Origin of the sequence: Pseudomonas caspiana, from assembly GCF_002158995.1 — a bacterium.
Taxonomy (GTDB): Bacteria; Pseudomonadota; Gammaproteobacteria; order Pseudomonadales; family Pseudomonadaceae; genus Aquipseudomonas; species Aquipseudomonas caspiana.
Window position 1 is genome coordinate 457,728 of sequence record NZ_LOHF01000002.1, and the last position, 19,574, is coordinate 477,301.

The 19,574-nt window shown below is 56.4% G+C and carries 27 protein-coding genes; 10 read left to right on the forward strand and 17 right to left on the reverse strand.

What is annotated here, in order from left to right; translation table 11 throughout:
* Position 1 precedes the first annotated feature (1 nt).
* The 9 genes from hisD to AUC60_RS04515 form a co-directional block, all read right to left on the reverse strand.
* Positions 2-1,330, reverse strand: a complete 1,329-nt coding sequence (hisD, locus tag AUC60_RS04475) for a histidinol dehydrogenase (RefSeq protein ID WP_087264877.1) — start codon at positions 1,328-1,330, stop codon at positions 2-4.
* Between the two features lie 125 nt (positions 1,331-1,455).
* Positions 1,456-2,091 carry an ATP phosphoribosyltransferase gene (hisG, locus tag AUC60_RS04480; protein WP_087264878.1) on the reverse strand — a complete coding sequence of 212 codons (636 nt, stop codon included), beginning with the start codon at positions 2,089-2,091 and terminating at the stop codon, positions 1,456-1,458.
* 174 nt (positions 2,092-2,265) lie between these two features.
* On the reverse strand, positions 2,266-3,531 hold the full coding sequence (murA, locus tag AUC60_RS04485) for a UDP-N-acetylglucosamine 1-carboxyvinyltransferase (protein WP_087264879.1): 1,266 nt from the start codon (positions 3,529-3,531) through the stop codon (positions 2,266-2,268).
* Between the two features lie 22 nt (positions 3,532-3,553).
* On the reverse strand, positions 3,554-3,793 hold the full coding sequence (locus tag AUC60_RS04490; RefSeq protein ID WP_027897830.1) for a BolA family protein: 240 nt from the start codon (positions 3,791-3,793) through the stop codon (positions 3,554-3,556).
* A 112-nt stretch (positions 3,794-3,905) separates the two neighbouring features.
* On the reverse strand, positions 3,906-4,211 hold the full coding sequence (locus tag AUC60_RS04495; protein WP_087264880.1) for an STAS domain-containing protein: 306 nt from the start codon (positions 4,209-4,211) through the stop codon (positions 3,906-3,908).
* Entirely contained in the window at positions 4,208-4,861 is a 654-nt protein-coding gene (locus AUC60_RS04500) for an MlaC/ttg2D family ABC transporter substrate-binding protein (protein ID WP_087264881.1), read from the reverse strand. Before AUC60_RS04500 ends, AUC60_RS04495 begins: the two co-directional genes overlap by 4 nt.
* Positions 4,862-4,872: 11 nt before the next feature.
* Positions 4,873-5,340, reverse strand: a complete 468-nt coding sequence (mlaD, locus tag AUC60_RS04505) for an outer membrane lipid asymmetry maintenance protein MlaD (RefSeq protein ID WP_087264882.1) — start codon at positions 5,338-5,340, stop codon at positions 4,873-4,875.
* Positions 5,340-6,137 carry a lipid asymmetry maintenance ABC transporter permease subunit MlaE gene (gene mlaE, locus AUC60_RS04510; RefSeq protein ID WP_087264883.1) on the reverse strand — a complete coding sequence of 266 codons (798 nt, stop codon included), beginning with the start codon at positions 6,135-6,137 and terminating at the stop codon, positions 5,340-5,342. Before mlaE ends, mlaD begins: the two co-directional genes overlap by 1 nt.
* Positions 6,137-6,946 (reverse strand): ATP-binding cassette domain-containing protein, encoded by an 810-nt coding sequence (locus AUC60_RS04515; protein WP_087264884.1) that lies wholly within the window; start codon positions 6,944-6,946, stop codon positions 6,137-6,139. Before AUC60_RS04515 ends, mlaE begins: the two co-directional genes overlap by 1 nt.
* Positions 6,947-7,235: 289 nt before the next feature.
* Here AUC60_RS04515 and AUC60_RS04520 point away from each other — a divergent pair, with 289 nt between their 5' ends.
* From AUC60_RS04520 to AUC60_RS04565, 10 genes are all read left to right on the forward strand, one after another.
* Positions 7,236-8,210 (forward strand): KpsF/GutQ family sugar-phosphate isomerase, encoded by a 975-nt coding sequence (locus tag AUC60_RS04520; protein WP_087264885.1) that lies wholly within the window; start codon positions 7,236-7,238, stop codon positions 8,208-8,210.
* Positions 8,211-8,223: 13 nt separating this feature from the next.
* Complete coding sequence (locus AUC60_RS04525) at positions 8,224-8,748, forward strand: KdsC family phosphatase (protein WP_087264886.1); 525 nt, start codon at positions 8,224-8,226, stop codon at positions 8,746-8,748.
* A 13-nt stretch (positions 8,749-8,761) separates the two neighbouring features.
* Positions 8,762-9,334 (forward strand): LPS export ABC transporter periplasmic protein LptC, encoded by a 573-nt coding sequence (lptC, locus tag AUC60_RS04530; protein ID WP_087264887.1) that lies wholly within the window; start codon positions 8,762-8,764, stop codon positions 9,332-9,334.
* Positions 9,321-9,866, forward strand: a complete 546-nt coding sequence (lptA, locus tag AUC60_RS04535) for a lipopolysaccharide transport periplasmic protein LptA (protein WP_087264888.1) — start codon at positions 9,321-9,323, stop codon at positions 9,864-9,866. The genes lptC and lptA overlap by 14 nt, the downstream gene beginning before the upstream one ends.
* Positions 9,866-10,591 carry an LPS export ABC transporter ATP-binding protein gene (lptB, locus tag AUC60_RS04540; protein ID WP_087264889.1) on the forward strand — a complete coding sequence of 242 codons (726 nt, stop codon included), beginning with the start codon at positions 9,866-9,868 and terminating at the stop codon, positions 10,589-10,591. Before lptA ends, lptB begins: the two co-directional genes overlap by 1 nt.
* A 184-nt stretch (positions 10,592-10,775) precedes the next feature.
* Complete coding sequence (locus AUC60_RS04545) at positions 10,776-12,269, forward strand: RNA polymerase factor sigma-54 (protein WP_087264890.1); 1,494 nt, start codon at positions 10,776-10,778, stop codon at positions 12,267-12,269.
* A 129-nt stretch (positions 12,270-12,398) separates the two neighbouring features.
* Positions 12,399-12,707, forward strand: coding sequence for a ribosome hibernation-promoting factor, HPF/YfiA family (gene hpf / locus AUC60_RS04550; protein WP_087264891.1), 309 nt, complete (start codon positions 12,399-12,401; stop codon positions 12,705-12,707).
* A 13-nt stretch (positions 12,708-12,720) separates the two neighbouring features.
* On the forward strand, positions 12,721-13,185 hold the full coding sequence (gene ptsN, locus AUC60_RS04555; RefSeq protein WP_087264892.1) for a PTS IIA-like nitrogen regulatory protein PtsN: 465 nt from the start codon (positions 12,721-12,723) through the stop codon (positions 13,183-13,185).
* 2 nt (positions 13,186-13,187) lie between these two features.
* The gene (gene rapZ / locus AUC60_RS04560; protein ID WP_087264893.1) at positions 13,188-14,045 is read left to right on the forward strand and encodes an RNase adapter RapZ; all 858 of its coding nucleotides are present in this window, start codon (positions 13,188-13,190) and stop codon (positions 14,043-14,045) included.
* Positions 14,046-14,061: 16 nt separating this feature from the next.
* A complete protein-coding gene (locus tag AUC60_RS04565; protein WP_087264894.1) occupies positions 14,062-14,334 on the forward strand; it encodes an HPr family phosphocarrier protein in 273 nt (90 codons plus the stop codon).
* A gap of 23 nt (positions 14,335-14,357) precedes the next feature.
* On the opposite strand, the gene AUC60_RS04570 is transcribed toward AUC60_RS04565, so the two are convergent.
* The 8 genes from AUC60_RS04570 to AUC60_RS04605 all read right to left on the reverse strand — a co-directional run bounded on the left by AUC60_RS04570 (position 14,358) and on the right by AUC60_RS04605 (position 19,418).
* Positions 14,358-14,663, reverse strand: a complete 306-nt coding sequence (locus AUC60_RS04570; protein WP_087264895.1) for an XRE family transcriptional regulator — start codon at positions 14,661-14,663, stop codon at positions 14,358-14,360.
* Complete coding sequence (locus AUC60_RS04575; protein WP_087264896.1) at positions 14,656-15,021, reverse strand: type II toxin-antitoxin system RelE/ParE family toxin; 366 nt, start codon at positions 15,019-15,021, stop codon at positions 14,656-14,658. The genes AUC60_RS04570 and AUC60_RS04575 overlap by 8 nt, the downstream gene beginning before the upstream one ends.
* A 178-nt stretch (positions 15,022-15,199) precedes the next feature.
* Complete coding sequence (locus tag AUC60_RS04580) at positions 15,200-15,544, reverse strand: zinc ribbon domain-containing protein YjdM (protein ID WP_087264897.1); 345 nt, start codon at positions 15,542-15,544, stop codon at positions 15,200-15,202.
* An 88-nt stretch (positions 15,545-15,632) separates the two neighbouring features.
* Positions 15,633-16,517: a ZIP family metal transporter gene (locus AUC60_RS04585; protein WP_087264898.1), complete on the reverse strand. Its 885-nt coding sequence runs from the start codon at positions 16,515-16,517 to the stop codon at positions 15,633-15,635.
* A gap of 28 nt (positions 16,518-16,545) precedes the next feature.
* A complete protein-coding gene (locus AUC60_RS04590; protein ID WP_087264899.1) occupies positions 16,546-17,157 on the reverse strand; it encodes a superoxide dismutase in 612 nt (203 codons plus the stop codon).
* 1 nt (position 17,158) lies between these two features.
* Positions 17,159-17,620, reverse strand: a complete 462-nt coding sequence (locus tag AUC60_RS04595) for a hypothetical protein (RefSeq protein WP_087264900.1) — start codon at positions 17,618-17,620, stop codon at positions 17,159-17,161.
* A 30-nt stretch (positions 17,621-17,650) separates the two neighbouring features.
* Complete coding sequence (locus tag AUC60_RS04600; RefSeq protein ID WP_087264901.1) at positions 17,651-19,027, reverse strand: class II fumarate hydratase; 1,377 nt, start codon at positions 19,025-19,027, stop codon at positions 17,651-17,653.
* The gene (locus tag AUC60_RS04605; protein WP_087264902.1) at positions 19,020-19,418 is read right to left on the reverse strand and encodes a FagA protein; all 399 of its coding nucleotides are present in this window, start codon (positions 19,416-19,418) and stop codon (positions 19,020-19,022) included. The genes AUC60_RS04600 and AUC60_RS04605 overlap by 8 nt, the downstream gene beginning before the upstream one ends.
* Positions 19,419-19,574 lie beyond the last annotated feature (156 nt).

Sequence of the window (19,574 nt, forward strand, 5' to 3'; positions counted from 1 at the left end):
CTCAGTTCCCCTGCCCTTCACTGTCGATGATGCGGTACTCGGCGCTGCGGGCGTGTGCAGTCAGTGATTCGCCACGGGCCAGTACCGATGCCGTCTTGCCAAGTTCGGATGCACCTTGCTGCGAGCAGTAGATGATCGACGAACGCTTCTGGAAGTCGTAAACACCCAGCGGCGATGAGAAACGAGCGGTGCCAGAGGTCGGCAACACGTGATTAGGGCCTGCGCAGTAATCACCCAGCGCCTCGGAAGTGTGACGCCCCATGAAGATCGCACCCGCGTGGCGAATCTGCGGCAACCAGGCTTCCGGGTCTGCCACCGATAACTCAAGGTGCTCCGGAGCAATGCGGTTGGCGACTTCGATGGCCTGCTGCATATCAGCGACCTTGATCAGCGCCCCACGGCCATTGATCGACTTGTCGATGATGTCTGCACGCTCCAGGGTCGGCATCAATTTGGCGATGCTCGCCGCCACTTGATCAAGGAAAGCTGCATCCGGACTCACCAGAATCGCCTGAGCGTCTTCGTCGTGTTCAGCCTGTGAAAACAGGTCCATGGCGATCCAGTCCGGATCGGTATGGCCGTCGCAAACCACAAGAATCTCGGAAGGACCGGCGATCATGTCGATCCCGACCTGACCAAAAACATGGCGCTTGGCAGTAGCAACGTAGATGTTGCCGGGACCTACGACCTTGTCGACGCGTGGCACGCTTTCAGTGCCGTAAGCCAAGGCAGCAACCGCCTGAGCACCACCGATGGTGAATACTCGGTCAACACCAGCGATACAGGCCGCAGCCAACACCAGCTCGTTGATTTCCCCACGTGGAGTCGGCACTACCATGACAACTTCAGCGACACCCGCAACCTTGGCAGGAATTGCGTTCATCAACACCGACGACGGATACGAAGCCTTGCCGCCCGGCACATAAAGACCGGCACGATCCAGCGGCGTAACTTTCTGGCCCAGCACCGTGCCGTCGGCCTCGGTGTAGGTCCAGGAGTCCTGCTTCTGCTTTTCGTGGTACATGCGTACACGATCTGCGGCTTTTTCCAGAGCTGCGCGCTGGGCCGGGGTGATGCGGGTCAATGCCAGCTCAAGACGCTCGCGAGGCAGGATCAGATCAGCCATGGAAGCAACTTGTAGACCATCGAAGCGTTCGGTGAACTCTACCAGTGCAGCATCGCCACGTTCGCGCACCGCCTTGATGATGTCGAGCACACGCTCATTGACCGAATCGTCAGACACACTTTCCCAGCTCAGCAGATGATCCAGATGATGCGCGAAATCCGGGTCAGCAGCGTTGAGTCGGCGAATTGCAGTCGGTGCGGTCATAGCGAGAGCCTCATAGGAATGGCAAAAACTCAGGCGCCCTAAACTAGCAGTCGTTCCGCTTGGGCACCTGAGAATTCTGGCTATGAGGCGGATAGACGGGCGCAACTTAACGTTGCGCGGGTAAGTCAGCCGCGGTGTCGTGACTCCACTGCATTGCGCAGGGTATCGATGAGCGACTGAATGCGGGCGTGCTGCATTTTCATGGAAGCCTTGTTGACCACCAGACGGGAACTGATCGTGGCGATCAACTCCTGAGGCTCCAGACCGTTAGCCCGCAGCGTGTTGCCGGTGTCAACAACGTCAATGATCTTGTCAGCCAGGCCAATCAGCGGTGCCAGCTCCATGGAGCCGTACAGCTTGATGATGTCGACCTGACGACCTTGCTCTGCGTAGTAACGCTTGGCGACATTGACGAACTTGGTTGCTACGCGCAGACGGCCTTTAGGCTCGGCGGCACCGATGGCTCCCGCTGTCATCAAACGGCACTTGGCTATTTGCAGGTCCAACGGCTCATACAAGCCCTGGCCGGTGTATTCCATCAGCACATCTTTACCGGCAACGCCCAGATCAGCAGCGCCATGCTCGACGTAGGTCGGCACATCGGTAGCACGCACGATCAACAAGCGCACATCGGCCTGAGTCGTGGGGATGATCAGCTTGCGGCTCTTGTCCGGATTCTCGGTCGGCACAATGCCTGCTTCGGCGAGAAGCGGCAGGGTGTCGTCGAGGATGCGGCCCTTGGACAGTGCGATGGTCAACATGGGAAACGTCAGTCCTTATCAGGAAACCTTTGCCCGGACGCAATCGGCGCCAGACAAACCCTCGTGTCACGTAAAAGCGGACACCAGGTGAAACGAATCAGAATTCACACACCCTTGAGCGTGCGAGACCGACGCCTTGCACCGCGTTGGGCTCAGGCGTCAGTCATACGGCTGCTAGCCCGGAACGCGACGGATCTTCGCGCCCAGCATCTGCAGTTTCTCTTCGATGCACTCGTACCCACGGTCTATGTGGTAGATGCGGTCGATCAGCGTATCGCCCTGCGCAACCAGTGCCGAGATGACCAGGCTGGCCGATGCACGCAGGTCGGTGGCCATGACTGGCGCGCCTTTGAGGACCTGGGTACCGGTAACAATGGCAGTGTTGCCTTCAACCTGAATCTGAGCACCCATGCGGTGCATTTCATACACATGCATGAAACGGTTTTCGAAGATCGTTTCGATTACCGCACCAGTGCCCTCAGCAATAGCATTGAGCGAGATGAACTGCGCCTGCATGTCGGTCGGGAACGCTGGGTAAGGAGCGGTACGCACGTTCACTGCTTTAGGACGCTTGCCGTGCATGTTCAGCTCGATCCAGTCGACACCGCTGGTGACTTCAGCACCGGCTTCCTGGAGCTTGAGCAACACCGCTTCGAGGATAGTCGGATCGGTATCCTTGACCTTGACGCGACCGCCGGTAGCAGCAGCAGCGACCAGATAAGTGCCGGTCTCGATGCGGTCAGGCATGACTTTATAAGTCGCCGAGTGCAGACGCTTCACGCCATCGATAGTGATGGTGTCAGTACCAGCGCCATGAATCTTCGCGCCCATGGCGATCAGGAAGTTTGCCAGATCCACGACTTCAGGTTCGCGGGCGGCGTTCTGCAGAACGCTGCGGCCGTTGGCCAGGCTCGCGGCCATCATAATGTTTTCGGTACCGGTCACGCTCACGGTATCAAAGAAGAAGTTGGCACCGCGCAGGCCACCCTCAGGCGCTTTGGCTTTGATGTAGCCGCCTTCGACGTCAATGATCGCGCCCATGGCTTCGAGGCCACGAATGTGCAGATCAACTGGACGCGAGCCAATGGCGCAACCGCCAGGCAACGCAACTTCAGCTTCGCCGAAACGGGCGACCATAGGGCCGAGCACCAGAATCGAGGCGCGCATGGTTTTCACCAGCTCATACGGTGCAATCAGCGTCTTGATCGTACGCGGGTCGATTTCCACGCTGAGTTTTTCGTCGATCACCGGCTCGATGCCCATACGACCGAACAGTTCGATCATGGTGGTGATGTCGTGCAAATGCGGCAGGTTCTGGACGGTTACCGGGCCATCGGCCAACAGGGTAGCGGCAAGAATCGGCAGGGCAGAGTTCTTCGCCCCGGAAATGCGGATTTCGCCATCAAGACGAACGCCGCCAGTAATAATCAATTTATCCATTAGAGTCTCGACGCCAAGTGGCTCAGGTGCGCTCGGCCCACGCAGCGCGGCTGAAAAATTTCATGGTGACCGCGTGGATGCTGCCATCGGCAATCCAGGGGTTCAAATGCGTGTAGATCTGTTGCTGACGCTTGACCGGGCTCAGCGTAGCCAACTCGTCATTGATCACGTTCAGCTGGAAGTTGCAGCCTTCGCCTTCAACTTCGACCTGTACCTCGGGCAGCTTCCCTTCAAGGAAGCTCTTAACTTCTACGGCGTGCATGCAAAACCTCGATTGGCGACCTACGCGCGCGGGTCGGCCATCATACAAAAAAGCCCACTCAATGCGAACCCCGCAACGCAGGACCCGGACGAGGGGCTTTCATAAAAGAAGATCAATGATCTTGAAGCAGTTCGGTCAGCTCTGACACCTGGGCAATCTTGCGCATGTCTTCAGGCATCGCACGAATACTCACGTTCTTGCCCGCATCCTGCGCATCACGCATGAACGCCAGCAGCAAGGCAAGGCCTACGCTGCTGGATTTCTCGACGCCAGCACAGTCCAGAACGACGGTCGACAATTCGCTCGACTTGATCAGCGCAGCGCCTTGCTTGCGCAAGGCCGGACCGGTCGAATAGTCGAGCGTGCCGATCAATTGCAGCTCACCCGGCGCGACGAGCCTTACGGCTGACTCAGTCATTGCGCGGCCGGACCGGCAGCTTCAGGGGCTTTTTCTTTAGCCTTGGCAACTTCACCTGCCCAGCTATTGATCGTCTCGTCCAGATTGTTGCCGTTGCGCTGCATCGCATCAGCGAACTGATCGCGGAACAGCTTACCGATATTGATGCCGTTGATGATGACGTTGCGCACCTTCCACTCACCACCAATCTTCACAAGCGTATAGGACACAGGATAAACCGCGCCGTTATTACCCTTGACCTGCATTTCAACGCTGGTGCGATCCGCGCCTTCAGCCTTTTCAGGCGAAACGGTGATGCCCTGATTGTTGTATTCCAGCAACGCGTTGCCGTAGAACTGCATCAGGCTACGCTTGAAGTTTTCCTGAAAGCGCTGCATCTGCTCAGGAGAAGCGTTGCGTGAATACTTGACGGTCATGATGCTTTTGGAGATGCCGTCGGCATCTACCACCGGACCAACAATGCGGTTCAACGCATCATAAAAAGCGCCCGGATTGCTTTTGTACTGTTCTTTGTTGGCTGCCAGATCGCTCAGCAATTCCTTGGTGGTGCGATCCACCAGATCATGAGCGGACGGTGTGGCGGCAGCATTACCCAACATTGGTAGCAATGCCAGCAACACCAACAGACCACGGCGCACGATTGAGATCATCTAGAAGCTCCTCATTTAGCGTCTTTACTCACGGTATTGAGCAGAAATTTTCCGATAAGGTCTTCCAGCACAAGCGACGACTGCGTGTCATGGATGGTACTGCCATCCTTCAGCAACCCGTCGTCGCCACCTACGCTGATACCCACATATTTCTCACCGAGCAAGCCAGCGGTCAAAATCGATGCGGTGGAATCGAGAGGCAGGTTATCAACCTTTTTCTGTACTTCCATCGTCACGCGGCCGGTGAAAGTATCGCGATCCAGATCGATCGCAGTGACCTTACCGATAGTGACCCCTGCCATGCTCACTTTGGCTCTGACAGTCAAACCGGCAATATTGTCGAAATTTGCATAAAGTTTATAAGTATCAGTGCTGGCACTGGAGCTCAGACCGCTGACGCGCAGGGCAAGCAGGAGCAAAGCCAGTATCCCGGCCAGCAGGAACAGGCCGACACCTGTTTCGATGGTGCGGTTTTGCATCAGAAATCTCCAAACATCAATGCGGTCAGAATAAAGTCCAGGCCTAACACGGCCAGGGAGGCATATACGACTGTTTTGGTCGTGGCACGACTGATCCCTTCTGAGGTGGGTTCGCAGTCGTAACCCTGGAACACGGCGATCCAGGTCACCACGAAGGCAAATACGACGCTCTTGATAACCCCGTTAATCACATCATCAACGAAAGAAACGCTGTTTTGCATATTTGACCAGAAGGAACCTTCGTAAACCCCCAGCCAGTCGATTGCTACCCAGGAACCTCCCCAGATACCCACTACGCTAAAGATCATGGCCAGCAACGGCAGGGAAATGAACCCCGCCCACAACCGTGGCGCGACGATGTACTTGAGAGGGTCCACGCCGATCATTTCCAGACTGGACAATTGCTCGGTGGACTTCATGTTGCCGATTTCGGCGGTCAATGCCGAACCGGCACGACCCGCGAACAGCAAAGCGGTGACTACCGGCCCCAACTCACGCAGCAGTGTCAGCGCAACCATTTGCCCGACAGCCTGCTCCGAACCGTATTTGGTCAGGATGCTGAACCCTTGCAGCGACAACACCATGCCGATGAACATGCCCGAGACGACAATAATCGCCAGCGACATGACACCCACCGAGTAAAGCTGCCTGACCAGCAACTGGAAACTGCCGCCGATTGAACTGCGCCCCAGCAACGCATGAACAAGAAAGATCGCCGAACGTCCGAGGACAGCCAGGATATCTATTGCGGCACGCCCCAGCAGGCGTATCCGCTCCATTAGTGACTTCTTGCGCATCAGCGCTTCCCCAAAAGATCTTCGCGATAATCCGGCGCCGGATAATGAAACGGCACCGGGCCGTCCGGATTACCGGTCATGAATTGACGAATACGTGGATTGTCCGAGCCCATCAGTTCCTCGGGCGTACCCTGCCCCAGCACCTGACCATCGCCAACCACGTAAAGGTAATCGGCGATACTCGCCGTTTCGTCCAGATCATGAGAAACCACGACACTGGTGATGCCGAGCGCGTCATTAAGCAACTTGATCAGACGAACCAGGACACCCATGGCAATCGGGTCCTGCCCAACAAACGGCTCGTCATACATAAGAATCTGCGGATCAAGGGCAATGGCCCTGGCCAGCGCCACGCGACGTTTCATGCCACCCGACAGCTCGTCGGGCATCAATTCGACAGCACCGCGCAGTCCAACCGCCTGCAATTTCAGCAGGACGATGTCGCGGATCATTTCTTCAGGCAGCTCGGTATGAACGCGCAGTGGAAAGGCGACGTTCTCGAATACATCCAGATCAGTGAACAACGCACCACTCTGAAACAGCACGCCCATGTGCTTGCGCGCATCGAACAGATCGCTGCGCGACAGCGTGGGCAGGTTCTGACCGTTTACCCACACTTCGCCCGCAGACGGCCGCAACTGGGCGCCCATCAGACGCAGCAACGTGGTTTTGCCGCTGCCCGAAGGTCCCATGATGCCGGTGACTTTGCCACGGGGAATGCGAATATCGATATTTTCGAAAATGCTGCGCGTACCGCGCTTGAAGGAAACGCCCTTCAGCTCGATCGCGTAGGCGTTATCGGCGCTCATCTAAACTCCTTGCGATGCAGCCTCACGTCCAGCTGCCGAGTCCCTGGCGGGAGACATGCTGTCTCGGTGGGCTGAACAGGCCGCGAACTATACCACCGCTATATGGCGCCACCCAAGAGGAAGGCTGATCAATCAATATCGGCACAAACATTTTGCGACACTTCCCACAAAGACCACTCGCTTATCGCCATGCCGAACGATTAAAAGTAAAGCTCAACGATCAGACGTGAGGGAATCGCGCATTACCGCTATAATCGCCGCCTTTTAGCTAACTGACCGATTTCTTGACATGAACCAAACCAGCGACCTGACCCAATCAGCACAACGCACCATCCGCCTCGAGATCGAAGCGGTGGAGGGCTTGTTAGCTCATATCGACGCGAATTTCGTCCAGGCTTGCGAGATGATTCTGGCAAGCAAGGGCCGCGTTGTCGTGGTTGGCATGGGCAAATCCGGCCATATCGGCAAGAAAATCGCTGCCACCCTGGCAAGCACCGGCACTACATCTTTTTTCGTCCACCCTGCCGAGGCCAGCCACGGCGACATGGGAATGATCACTTCCGGCGACATCATTCTGGCCTTGTCCAATTCGGGCACAACTGCCGAAATCGTGACACTGCTGCCACTGATCAAGCGCCTGGGCATCAAGATGATCAGCCTGACAGGCAATCCAGAGTCGACCCTGGCCGAAGCTGCCGACGTCAACCTCAACGCTCATGTCGAGCACGAAGCCTGTCCACTGAATCTGGCTCCAACCTCATCGACCACCGCCGCACTGGTCATGGGCGACGCCTTGGCAGTCGCGCTGCTGGAGGCCCGGGGCTTCACCGCTGAGGACTTCGCTTTTTCACATCCCGGTGGCGCACTGGGCCGCCGCCTGCTGCTCAAGGTCGAGCACGTCATGCACAGCGGCGACCAGTTGCCAAAAGTGCAACGCGGCACCCTTCTGCGCGACGCACTGATGGAAATGACGCGCAAGGGGCTGGGCATGACTGCCATCCTCGAAGCTGACGGGCGCCTCGCCGGGATATTCACCGACGGTGATCTGCGCCGCACTCTGGATCGCCCGATCGACATTCGCCTCGCGACCATAGATGACGTGATGACCCTGCATGGCAAAACGGCCCGTCCTGAAATGCTTGCCGCCGAAGCACTGAAAATAATGGAAGACAACCAGATCGGCTCACTCATCGTCGTCGATGAAAATGATAAGCCGGTAGGAGCTTTCAATCTGCAGGACCTGCTGCGCGCAGGCGTCATGTGAAGGAGATTTGCAAATGACCACAGATCTGCTGCAACGCGGCAAAAAAATCAAACTGGCGATTTTTGATGTCGACGGCGTACTGACCGACGGCCGCCTGTATTTCCTTGAAGACGGTAGCGAGTTCAAGACTTTCAACACGCTGGACGGCCAAGGCATTAAAATGCTGATCGGTTCAGGCGTGACAACGGCCATTATCAGTGGTCGCAAAACGCCCGTAGTCGAGCGCCGGGCAAAGAATCTGGGCATCGCACATCTTTACCAGGGCCGTGAAGACAAGCTGGTGGTTCTCGACGAACTACTCGGCCAACTCGGCCTGAGTTACGAACAGGTCGCTTATCTGGGCGATGATCTGCCAGACTTGCCAGTCATTCGGCGTGTAGGCCTGGGCATGGCAGTGGCCAATGCGGCCAATTTTGTCCGGCAACACGCCCATGGCATTACCCAGGCACGAGGTGGCGAAGGCGCGGCGCGAGAGTTCTGTGAATTGATCATGAGCGCTCAAGGCAGCCTTGAAGCTGCCCACGCAGCCTACTTATAGATAGAAGCCATTTATGCTTAGCAAAAGAATTCGAACGCTTCTGACCCTCGGCGTGCTGGCATTTCTGCTGGCAGCCGCAGGCTACTGGAATATCAGCCCGGAAAGCTTCATGGAGCAACCGGCTGCAGCTGTGGACGAAAGCGCCATCGATTTTTATGCGATCAATGCGCACAGCGTGCAATATCTGCCGGACGGCAAGTTGCAGTACGAAATGACCGCCGACAAGGTCGAGCATATCAAGGCCACTGACGTAACAATGCTGACCACGCCAGACCTGCAGATGTATCGTGGCACTCTTTACCCATGGCACATCCAGAGCAAAACGGGTGAAGTTTCACCTGGTGGCGAGCAGGTCGAGCTGATTGATTCGGTTCGCGTAGCACGAACCGACGACAAAAACCGTACGACCATTATCACCAGTAGTCGAATGACCGTATTCCCACAGAAGCAATATGCGCAGACCGAGCAAGCCGTTAGAATCGACGGCGCTGGCGGTGTGACGACGGCCAAGGGAATGAAAGCGTATTTGAACGACGGCAGGATGGACCTGCTATCTAAAGTAAGAGGACAGTATGAGGCTCGTTAAAACCCTTCCTTTTTTGCTCGGCCTGGGTGCAGCACTGGGAAGCGCGAGCGCCTGGTCCCTGCCGACTGATCGCGATCAGCCGATTCACATTCAGTCAGACGACGCACAACTCGATGACAAGAAAGGCGTTGCTACCTACAAGGGCAACGTAATCATCACCCAGGGTTCGATGAAGATCACAGGCAACACTGTGACCATCACACGTAATGCACAGGGCGAAGTCGACGTCTTCACATCGGTTGGCAACCTTGCCTACTACGAGCAAAAGCCGTCAGTGGACAAGCCAATCGTTCAAGCCTACGCGATCACTATCCAGTACTACGCTGCACAGGATCGTATTGTGCTGATCGACAAGGCCAAGGTCATCAACGATGGCAACACCTCCGAAGGCGAGAAGATCGTTTACGACACTGTGAAGCAGATCGTGAGCGCAGGTCGCGCCAATGGTGGCAGCAAAGTGACCACGCCACGACCGCGTATCGACATGGTTATCCAGCCGAAAAAGAAACCCGACCAGCAGAAGGCCCCGTAATGGCGACGCTGAAAGCCCAGCATCTGGCTAAAAGCTACAAGGGCCGTCAGGTCGTGCGTGATGTGAGCCTGTCCATCGACAGCGGTCAGATCGTAGGATTGCTGGGGCCTAACGGCGCTGGCAAGACCACATGCTTCTACATGATAGTCGGCTTGGTCCAGGCGGATCAGGGACGCGTGCTGATTGACGATCTGGATGTAAGCCACCAGCCCATGCACGGCCGCGCCCGAGCAGGTATCGGCTACCTGCCGCAGGAAGCCTCGATCTTTCGCAAGCTGTCCGTAGCGGACAACATCATGGCGATTCTCGAAACTCGCCAGGAACTGGACCGCGAAGGACGCCGCAAGGAGTTGGAAAGCCTGCTTCAGGAATTCCACATTACCCATATCCGCGACAACATGGGTATGAGCTTGTCCGGTGGTGAGCGCCGCCGGGTAGAAATCGCTCGTGCTCTAGCGACCTCGCCCAAGTTCATTCTGCTCGACGAACCTTTCGCTGGTGTAGACCCGATTTCGGTAGGCGATATCAAGCAGATCATCCACCATCTGAAAGCCAAGGGCATCGGCGTGCTGATCACCGATCACAACGTCCGTGAAACCCTGGACATCTGTGAAACCGCTTACATCGTCAATGACGGGCAGTTGATCGCCGAAGGCGATTCGGAAACCATTCTGGCAAATCAGCTGGTGAAAGAGGTTTACCTCGGCCACGAGTTCCGCCTGTAAATAAGCTGCGGTGCCCGCCGTTAAAGGCGGGCAGGCCTGAGTGTTTGTGCTGATGCTTATTAAATACCAGCACACCCTAGGCAAACACTTCGGTTTCAGGCATATAATTTGCTTATGTAGGCGCCCCGGCGCTCTGTAGTGGATGGCGCATGTGCGCCGGCGAATAAGGTGTTAAGCCCCAGCCATGAAACCATCGCTAGTCTTGAGAATGGGCCAGCAGCTGACGATGACGCCGCAGCTGCAACAGGCCATCCGCTTACTCCAACTATCGACGCTGGACCTCCAACAGGAGATTCAGGAGGCGCTGGAGTCAAACCCTATGCTGGAACGCCAGGAAGAAGGCGACGACTTCGACAACGCCGATCCGCTGGCTGACAACATCGAGCAGAAGCCCAACCCTGATGTTCAGGAGCCGACCTATCAGGAATCAGCTCCGACGGTGGACAATCTTGAGGAAGGCGACTGGAACGAGCGTATCCCCAACGAACTGCCTGTCGATACCGCCTGGGAAGACGTCTATCAGACCAGCGCCAGCAGCCTGCCCAGCAACGATGACGATGAGTGGGACTTCACTACCCGCACCTCAGCCGGTGAAAGCCTGCAAAGCCATTTGCTCTGGCAACTGAATCTGGCACCGATGTCCGACACCGATCGCTTGATCGCCGTGACACTGATCGACTGCATCAACAATCAAGGATATCTGGACGAGACGCTGGAAGAGATTCTCGACGCCTTTGATCCCGAGCTTGATATCGAGCTTGATGAGATCGAAGCCGTGCTGCACCGCATCCAGCAGTTTGAACCGGCCGGCATCGGCGCTCGCAATCTAAGCGAATGTCTGCTGCTGCAACTGCGCCAGCTTCCTGCAAAAACCCGTTGGCTCAGCGAAGCACAGCGCCTGGTCAGTGATTTCATTGACCTGCTCGGCAGCCGCGATTACTCGCAGTTGATGCGCCGCATGAAGCTCAAAGAGGATGAGCTGCGCCAGGTCATCGAACTGGTGCAAAGCCTCAACCCCCGGCCCGGTTCGCAAATCGAATCCACCGAAGCCGAATACGTGGTGCCGGATGTCATCGTCCGCAAAGACAATGAACGCTGGCTGGTTGAGCTCAATCAGGAATCAGTCCCGCGCCTGCGCGTGAACCCACAGTACGCCGGTTTTGTCCGCCGCGCCGATACCAGCGCCGACAACACGTTCATGCGCAATCAGCTGCAAGAGGCACGCTGGTTCATCAAAAGCCTGCAGAGCCGCAACGAAACGCTGATGAAGGTCGCCACGCAAATCGTCGAACACCAGCGCGGCTTCCTTGAGTACGGCGATGAGGCTATGAAGCCACTGGTCCTGCATGACATCGCTGAAGCGGTAGGCATGCACGAGTCGACCATCTCCCGTGTAACCACACAGAAATTCATGCATACCCCCCGCGGCATTTACGAGTTGAAATATTTCTTCTCCAGCCACGTAAGCACCTCCGAAGGCGGTGAATGTTCGTCGACAGCGATTCGGGCGATCATCAAAAAACTGGTTGCGGCGGAAAATCAGAAAAAGCCGTTGAGTGACAGCAAGATCGCTGGTTTACTGGAGGCACAAGGCATTCAAGTAGCCCGTCGCACAGTAGCCAAATACCGCGAATCACTTGGCATAGCGCCGTCAAGCGAACGCAAGCGACTGATGTGACGAGAGGTACAGTAGTAGCCGAGCGAGCATTGCCCGTGAAGGCTTTACGCAACCCGGTTGCTAGCCACAGCGTTCCAGTGGCAGGCAAAAGCCTGCCTCTTTATGCACTGGCAATAAGGAGAAAGCGGTATGCAAGTCAACATCAGTGGACATCAACTGGATGTGACCGACGCCCTACGCGACTACATCACCGAAAAACTCGGACGACTGGAGCGCCACTTCGACAAGATCACTAATGTGCAGGTCATCATGGAGGTCGAGAAGCTGAAACAGAAGATCGAAACCACCCTGCACGTCCCCGGAGGAAAGATCGTCGCCAATGCCGAACATGACGACATGTACGCGGCGATTGATCTTCTGACCGACAAGCTGGATAGACAACTGCTCAAGCATAAGGAAAAGCAGATCGGCCACCTTCAGGGTGCGACGGCTCGCTGATAACCCCCCAAACATGATCCGATTAGAAAATATCCTGACCCCCGGCCGTTCACTCGTGAACGTGCCGGGCGGCAGCAAGAAAAAAGTCCTCGAACAAATTGCCAACCTGATCGGCAGAGAAGTGCCTGATCTGGACTCGCAAGTCGTGTTCGAGAGCCTTGTCGCCCGCGAGAAACTTGGCTCTACCGGCTTTGGCAATGGCATCGCCATTCCGCACTGTCGCCTGAAGGGTTGTGCTTCGCCCATCAGTGCACTGCTGCACCTGAACGCCCCTGTAGATTTCGACGCCATCGACGGCGCGCCCGTGGACTTGCTGTTTGTCCTGCTGGTTCCGGAAGCCGCTACCGATGCACACCTGGAGTTGCTGCGCCAGATCGCCAGCATGCTCGACCGTAAAGAAGTGCGTGAACGCCTGCGCAGCGCCGCGAGCAATGAAGCGCTCTATCAGGTGGTACTGAACGAGCAGAACGGGCACTAATCATGCGCATGATCATCGTTAGTGGTCGCTCAGGCTCTGGCAAAAGCACGGCGCTTGATGTGCTGGAAGACAACGGCTTTTACTGCGTTGATAACCTTCCGGCCGGGCTTCTCCCGGAGCTTGCCGAACGCGCATTGATCAATACCGAACTCGCCGAACCGTTGTTAGCCGTATCTATCGATGCGCGCAATCTACCCAGCCACCTGACACGCTTCCCGCAGATGCTTGAAGAAGTTCGTTCACGCAATATCCAATGCGACGTGCTGTACCTGGACGCAGATGAATCAACCCTCTTCAAGCGCTTCTCTGAAACCCGCCGTCGCCACCCATTAAGTAACGCCAACCGCTCACTGGCAGAAGCCATTCGGGACGAGACCGCGTTGCTGGGGCCGATCATTGATCTTGCCGACCTGAAGATCAACACGACCCACCTGAACCTCTATCAACTGCGCGATACGCTGAAGCTTCGCTTGCTGAACAAGCCGGAGCCGGGTACGGCATTCCTGATCGAGTCCTTCGGGTTCAAGCGCGGCATGCCGGTGGATGCCGATCTGGTGTTCGACGTCCGCTGCTTGCCCAACCCCTACTGGAAGCCTGAACTGCGAGAGCAGTCGGGCAAGGACCAGGCGGTTGTCGACTACCTGGCTGCGCAGCCTGATGTCGAAGAGATGTTTCAGGACATATTCACTTATCTCAACAAGTGGTTGCCGCGCTTCGCTGCCAGTAACCGCTCGTACGTCACTATAGCCATAGGCTGTACCGGCGGCCATCACCGCTCGGTGTACCTGACCGAGCGTCTGGGTCAGGTCCTGCAACAATCCCTCAAAAACGTTCAGGTTCGCCACCGCGACTTAAGCTGAAAGGACTTCCTCTGCGATGCCCGCTCTTCAAATAACCATTATCAACAAGCTGGGTCTGCACGCCCGCGCAGCCGCCAAATTCGTTGGGGTCGCCGGCAAGTTTCCCTGTCAGATCCGCGTGGGGCGCTCACCGGAAAGCATGGTCGACGGCAAAAGCATCATGGCAGTTATGATGCTCGCCGCAGGCAAAGGCACAGAGATTCACCTTTCGACCGAAGGCGACCAGGAGCAGGCAGCGCTGGATGGTCTGGTTGAATTGATTAACAACAAGTTTGATGAGGGGGAGTAATTGTAGAGCTCGGAGGAAAGCCTTCAACTCGCGAAATTTTCGATCTTGACCTGTCCATCAGGAAAAGTAGCAACGATCTCCAACTCTCCACCCATTGCGCGGATGTAATTGCGCAATGTACTAATGTACATGTCCGTGCGACGCTCCATTTTTGAAATAGCTGCCTGATTTACGTGCAACGTCTTGGCCAGAGTCGCCTGGCTCAACGCTTTTGCTTGCCGCAATTCGTGAAGCGGCATTTGCTCCAGGTGCTCTTGATACAACCGATCAGCAGCAGCAAGGGAATCAGGCGACATACGCGCTTGCAGCTCGGAGAATTTTTTAGCCATCTGTAAGGCCCTCTGTACGCAATGTTTCCAGGTGCTCGCGGTATAGACGTTCAGCTAAAGGCACATATTCATCGTACCAGCGGTCCTGTCCGGTCTTGTCCCCGCCGATCAGTAATACTGCACAGCGCCTGGGATCGAAGGCGTAAAGGATTCGATAAGGCCGGCCGGCATGCTGCACACGAAGCTCTCTCAAGCTACCAATCCGCGCCCCATTGATACCGCTGCAGTGAGGGAACCGCAATGATGGGCCGAATTGCCCCAACAACCTGACGCTCGATTCGACGCTGGCCTGTTCGCCCTCAGTCAAACACTCCCACCAGCAACCAAACTCATCTGTGTATTCAATTTCCCAATTCATGGAAGAACTATGAATGGGCGGAAATATAACCTCAACGGAATATATCAGCGAACGACCGTAGAAGCCTCTTCAATTTGTGTAGGAATTGGCCACGCGCACTGCTAACCCCCAAAAAAAATCCGGCCCCTTTACAGAGGCCGGATCCCTTAACCGCTCACGTTACTAATCAGCTGAAACCTCATCCCTTCTTCACAAACTCCGATTTCAGCTTCATCGCACCGATGCCATCGATCTTGCAATCGATGTCGTGATCGCCATCCACCAGACGAATATTCTTCACCTTGGTGCCCACTTTGACCACCAGCGACGAGCCTTTGACTTTTAGGTCCTTGATGACGGTGACGGTATCGCCATCCTGGAGGGTATTGCCTACCGAGTCCTTGATGACTTTTACGTCGTCGGCCGCTTCGGCACTGCCATTGGCGGACCACTCATGAGCGCATTCCGGGCAGATCAGTTGATCACCGTCTTCGTAGGTGTATTCGGAATTGCATTTTGGGCAGGCAGGTAAGCTCACGGACATTCTCGCGTCGAAGGGTAAAAACCATGGATTATAAGTGGTTTTTCACCTGCGAAGGAGGCGAATATCATTTCGCCGCCCCGCTCGTTCCTCAAGCCAGCGCGGTATCCATCACCATCATCAAACAGAATCCGGTAATCAAGCCAAGACTGGCGACCTTATCGTGACCATTACGGCGCGATTCCGGGATGATTTCCTGAGTGACCACCAGCAACATGGCACCAGCAGCGAAGGCCAGACCCAACGGGAGCAACAACTCGGCAATTGCCACCAGCCACGCGCACAGCAAGGCGAAAACCGGCTCAACCAGCCCCGAGGCCGCACCAATCAGAAATGCCTTGAAGCGCGACATTCCTGCCCCTGCCAGCACCAAAGCTATGACCAACCCCTCGGGCACATCCTGAATCGCGATGCCCATGGCCAGGCTATCGGCATCGGGCAATCCGCCGCCAGCAGACACACCAATGGCCATGCCTTCCGGAATGTTGTGAGCAATGATCGCGATCACGAACAACCAGATCCGCGGCGCAATGGCTGGAAGCTCATCACCGCTCAAAGGCGAACCCTTTGAGACCGTGTGATCAACCACAAACAAACCCACTGCACCGAGGAAAATCCCAAGACTGACCAGACCACCCGCGCCCCACGGCGAGAACCCGAGGTTTTCAGCTGCGGCCAGCCCAGGCACGATCAAGGAAAACGCAGTCGCCGCCAGCATCACCCCGGCACCGAAGCCCAGTAAACCATCGGACACCGACGCAGGCATGCCTCTGATCACCAACACTGGAACAGCGCCCAGCGCAGTGCCCAAGGCGCATATTGCCCCGCCCTCCAGCGCCCGCATCAAGCGTGGTTCCAGATTCAGCCACTCAAGCGCATGTGCTACCAGAAGCGCCATACCTGCCAACAGCAGAACCGAACCCAATGCCAGGCGAAACAACCGCCCACTGCTGATGGTGAGTATTTCCGTGCGCATAAACTGCCTAGGATCTAATTATTGGAATTCAGGCCAAAGCAGCCTGATAACGCCGAGCGACTTCCGCCCAGTTGACGACGTTGTAGAACGCATTGATGTATTCCGGGCGACGGTTCTGGTAACGCAGGTAATATGCGTGTTCCCAGACGTCCAGGCCCAGAATTGGCGTGTTGCCAGTCATGAGAGGGCTGTCCTGGTTACCGCTACTCTCAACCACCAGCTTTTTCTCCGGAGTCACGCTCAGCCACGCCCAGCCACTGCCGAAACGGGTCAGCGCGGCCTTGGTGAAAGCATCCTTGAACTGCTCGAAGCCACCCAATTGCTCGTCAATGGCTTTCGCCAGTGCGCCATCGGGCAAGCCGCCACCGGTTGGCGTCATGACATCCCAGAACAACGAATGGTTGGCATGACCTCCGCCCTGGTTGATGACCGCAGGGCGCAGTTTCTCCGGAAGTTGAGCGACAGCTGACACCAGCTTCTCGATTGGCCACTCAGCCCACTCGGTGCCTTCAACCGCCGCGTTCAGGTTGTTGATGTAAGTCTGGTGGTGCTTGCTGTAGTGAATCTCCATGGTCTGCGCATCGATGTGCGGTTCCAGGGCGTCGTAAGCGTATGGCAAGGCAGGCAAAGTAAACGGCATATCAATGTACTCCGTAGAAAAGGCCGGAAGTGGCTGCGGCATTGCGTTGTAATGACGAGCGCGAATGCTCGCCGCCACTGTTCAACAGGCGATGGGTGCGCGGGTATTCACCGTGCTCACTGATAAAACTCAGCAACTCGGCGTAGGTTTTGCTGCTATGGCGCAACGCTGCCTGACGCAGTGCTGGCGGCAGACGTTGCTCTTGCATGACCCGCAACAGGTGCTGATGGATCGCGCACAGGTACTCCGCGCTCTCCTCCGGCTGGCCCAGACTCAAATGCAGGTCGGCAAGGTTGTGATGGGAAATGACGCAGGCTGCCACCGCTTCATCAGGGTTTGGCCAGCGCTCGAACAACACCTGAGCCAGCGCCAACGCCTGCAAATACAACTCGCGGGCGTCAACCAGCTCACCGAGATTGAAACAGCGATTGGCGTATTCGATTGTGCGTTTCCAATGCTCCATGGCGCGACTCCTCAAGCGATGGCCGACAGGTCAGATCCCGCCAGCAGTGAGTTTTTCCGGATCCAGCAATGCTTCCAGTTGGCTGCGTTGCAGGTCGGTGTGTTCAAGGGCGACATCAATAATCGGACGCCCTTGTTTGTAGGCCGTCTTGGCAATTTCGGCGGCCTTCTGGTAACCAATGATCGGATTCAACGCGGTCACCAGAATCGGGTTGCGCGACAAGGCTTCCTTGAGCTTCGCTTCATTGACCTTGAAGGTCGCGATGGCCTTGTTGGCCAGCAGTCGGCTGGAGTTGGCCAGCAGCTCGATGCTGCTCAACAGGTTTTGCGCAATGATCGGCAGCATCACGTTCAACTCAAAGTTGCCCGACTGCCCGGCGACCGTGATCGCCGCGTCATTGCCAATGACCTGCGCTGCGACCATGGCGGTGGCTTCCGGGATCACAGGATTGACCTTGCCCGGCATGATCGACGAGCCCGGCTGCAGCGCTTCCAGTTCGATTTCACCCAGGCCAGCGAGTGGACCGGAGTTCATCCAGCGCAGGTCATTGGCGATTTTCATCAGCGAAACGGCCGTGCCTTTGAGCTGCCCGGAGACGGCAACCGCGGTGTCCTGCGAGCCGATCAACGCGAACAAATCCTTGCCTGGTACAAAAGCCACGTTACTCAAACGGCTCAAGTGGCTGCTGAAACGCTTGGCAAACTCAGGATGCGCATTGATCCCGGTGCCAACGGCGGTACCGCCTTGGGCCAGCGCTTGAAGACTTGGCAGCAATGCCTGCAGATGTTCGATATTGGCGCGGATCTGCTGAGCCCAGCCATTGAGCACCTGACTCATACGCACCGGCATGGCGTCCATCAAATGCGTGCGACCGGTCTTGATGAACGGGTGTACCTCAACAGCCTTGCGCTCGATCACTTCAACCAGATGAGTCAACGCCGGCAACAATTGCTCATGCAGTGCCAGCGCGGCACTGACATGGATGGTGGTCGGGATGATGTCATTGCTGCTCTGACCGCAGTTCACGTGGTCATTGGCATTGACCTTGTCGCCCAGTACGCGGCTGGCGATGGTTGCAATGACCTCGTTGGCATTCATGTTGGTGCTGGTGCCCGAACCGGTCTGGAACACATCCACCGGGAAGTGCGCCATGTAATCACCGCTCAGCAATTGCTGACAGGCACTGACGATCGCTTCACTCTGTGCAGCGCTGATCTGCTCCAGCTCAAGGTTGGCGTGCGCAGCTGCGGCCTTGGCGAGCAAAAGCGCCCGGATGAACTGTGCGGGCATGCGCAGGTTACTGATGGGGAAGTTGTTCACCGCACGCTGGGTCTGAGCGCCATACAGGGCCTCGGCCGGGACCTGCAATTCGCCCATGCTGTCGCGTTCGATACGGGTATTACTCATCGGAATTTCCTTGCACCAGTTCAGTAAGAGAGATCGAGGGCTGCAACAGGCATGTCGCCAATTGCCAGGTACAGGCCTGCCAGCGTTGTTGGTCGGCCGGGGAGTTAATCAAGACTTTGAGATCACGTAAGGGACGCCACGCCTGATCGACGCACAGGCAGCGCCAGTGCCAAGGCAACATAGTGTCGCGCGCGGTATCGATGAGCAGACGAAAGGAAGTTTCAGCGATCATGCGCTGAGGGGTGGCGGTGAAACGCGCCAGATAACGGCCTTCGGCCAGATAGCGATCAATCAGTCGTGGTTCGTCAGGCTCAAGGGCGCAACGAATTCTGAAACTCATCCCGCGCCAGTTTTCGAGGTGTGCAGGGAGTGCGTGCAAAACAGGACCCATGACCACGGCTCATTCAGATAATGATATTCATTATTAAATGATATTGAGAATCAAAACAACCATAGAGGGTGAAAGGTTTTAGATAACGAGATGTGAAATAACTTGTGGGAGCGGTGCTTGCCCGCGATAGGCTGGATGCGGTTCACTCTAGATCGC

What these genes read in the sequence shown, in the direction of transcription:
- AUC60_RS04525 (WP_087264886.1), top strand. Translation starts at nt 8,224, where the DNA reads ATGACCACAGATCTGCTGCAACGCGGCAAAAAAATCAAACTGGCGATT.
- hisG (WP_087264878.1), bottom strand. Translation starts at nt 2,091, where the DNA reads ATGTTGACCATCGCACTGTCCAAGGGCCGCATCCTCGACGACACCCTG.
- AUC60_RS04585 (WP_087264898.1), bottom strand. Translation starts at nt 16,517, where the DNA reads ATGCGCACGGAAATACTCACCATCAGCAGTGGGCGGTTGTTTCGCCTG.
- rapZ (WP_087264893.1), top strand. Translation starts at nt 13,188, where the DNA reads ATGCGCATGATCATCGTTAGTGGTCGCTCAGGCTCTGGCAAAAGCACG.
- AUC60_RS04595 (WP_087264900.1), bottom strand. Translation starts at nt 17,620, where the DNA reads ATGGAGCATTGGAAACGCACAATCGAATACGCCAATCGCTGTTTCAAT.
- mlaE (WP_087264883.1), bottom strand. Translation starts at nt 6,137, where the DNA reads ATGCGCAAGAAGTCACTAATGGAGCGGATACGCCTGCTGGGGCGTGCC.
- AUC60_RS04515 (WP_087264884.1), bottom strand. Translation starts at nt 6,946, where the DNA reads ATGAGCGCCGATAACGCCTACGCGATCGAGCTGAAGGGCGTTTCCTTC.
- hpf (WP_087264891.1), top strand. Translation starts at nt 12,399, where the DNA reads ATGCAAGTCAACATCAGTGGACATCAACTGGATGTGACCGACGCCCTA.
- AUC60_RS04500 (WP_087264881.1), bottom strand. Translation starts at nt 4,861, where the DNA reads ATGATCTCAATCGTGCGCCGTGGTCTGTTGGTGTTGCTGGCATTGCTA.
- mlaD (WP_087264882.1), bottom strand. Translation starts at nt 5,340, where the DNA reads ATGCAAAACCGCACCATCGAAACAGGTGTCGGCCTGTTCCTGCTGGCC.
- AUC60_RS04520 (WP_087264885.1), top strand. Translation starts at nt 7,236, where the DNA reads ATGAACCAAACCAGCGACCTGACCCAATCAGCACAACGCACCATCCGC.
- lptC (WP_087264887.1), top strand. Translation starts at nt 8,762, where the DNA reads ATGCTTAGCAAAAGAATTCGAACGCTTCTGACCCTCGGCGTGCTGGCA.
- AUC60_RS04580 (WP_087264897.1), bottom strand. Translation starts at nt 15,544, where the DNA reads ATGTCCGTGAGCTTACCTGCCTGCCCAAAATGCAATTCCGAATACACC.
- AUC60_RS04605 (WP_087264902.1), bottom strand. Translation starts at nt 19,418, where the DNA reads ATGGGTCCTGTTTTGCACGCACTCCCTGCACACCTCGAAAACTGGCGC.
- murA (WP_087264879.1), bottom strand. Translation starts at nt 3,531, where the DNA reads ATGGATAAATTGATTATTACTGGCGGCGTTCGTCTTGATGGCGAAATC.
- lptB (WP_087264889.1), top strand. Translation starts at nt 9,866, where the DNA reads ATGGCGACGCTGAAAGCCCAGCATCTGGCTAAAAGCTACAAGGGCCGT.
- hisD (WP_087264877.1), bottom strand. Translation starts at nt 1,330, where the DNA reads ATGACCGCACCGACTGCAATTCGCCGACTCAACGCTGCTGACCCGGAT.
- AUC60_RS04495 (WP_087264880.1), bottom strand. Translation starts at nt 4,211, where the DNA reads ATGACTGAGTCAGCCGTAAGGCTCGTCGCGCCGGGTGAGCTGCAATTG.
- ptsN (WP_087264892.1), top strand. Translation starts at nt 12,721, where the DNA reads ATGATCCGATTAGAAAATATCCTGACCCCCGGCCGTTCACTCGTGAAC.
- AUC60_RS04570 (WP_087264895.1), bottom strand. Translation starts at nt 14,663, where the DNA reads ATGGCTAAAAAATTCTCCGAGCTGCAAGCGCGTATGTCGCCTGATTCC.
- AUC60_RS04590 (WP_087264899.1), bottom strand. Translation starts at nt 17,157, where the DNA reads ATGCCGTTTACTTTGCCTGCCTTGCCATACGCTTACGACGCCCTGGAA.
- AUC60_RS04565 (WP_087264894.1), top strand. Translation starts at nt 14,062, where the DNA reads ATGCCCGCTCTTCAAATAACCATTATCAACAAGCTGGGTCTGCACGCC.
- lptA (WP_087264888.1), top strand. Translation starts at nt 9,321, where the DNA reads ATGAGGCTCGTTAAAACCCTTCCTTTTTTGCTCGGCCTGGGTGCAGCA.
- AUC60_RS04545 (WP_087264890.1), top strand. Translation starts at nt 10,776, where the DNA reads ATGAAACCATCGCTAGTCTTGAGAATGGGCCAGCAGCTGACGATGACG.
- AUC60_RS04490 (WP_027897830.1), bottom strand. Translation starts at nt 3,793, where the DNA reads ATGCACGCCGTAGAAGTTAAGAGCTTCCTTGAAGGGAAGCTGCCCGAG.
- AUC60_RS04575 (WP_087264896.1), bottom strand. Translation starts at nt 15,021, where the DNA reads ATGAATTGGGAAATTGAATACACAGATGAGTTTGGTTGCTGGTGGGAG.
- AUC60_RS04600 (WP_087264901.1), bottom strand. Translation starts at nt 19,027, where the DNA reads ATGAGTAATACCCGTATCGAACGCGACAGCATGGGCGAATTGCAGGTC.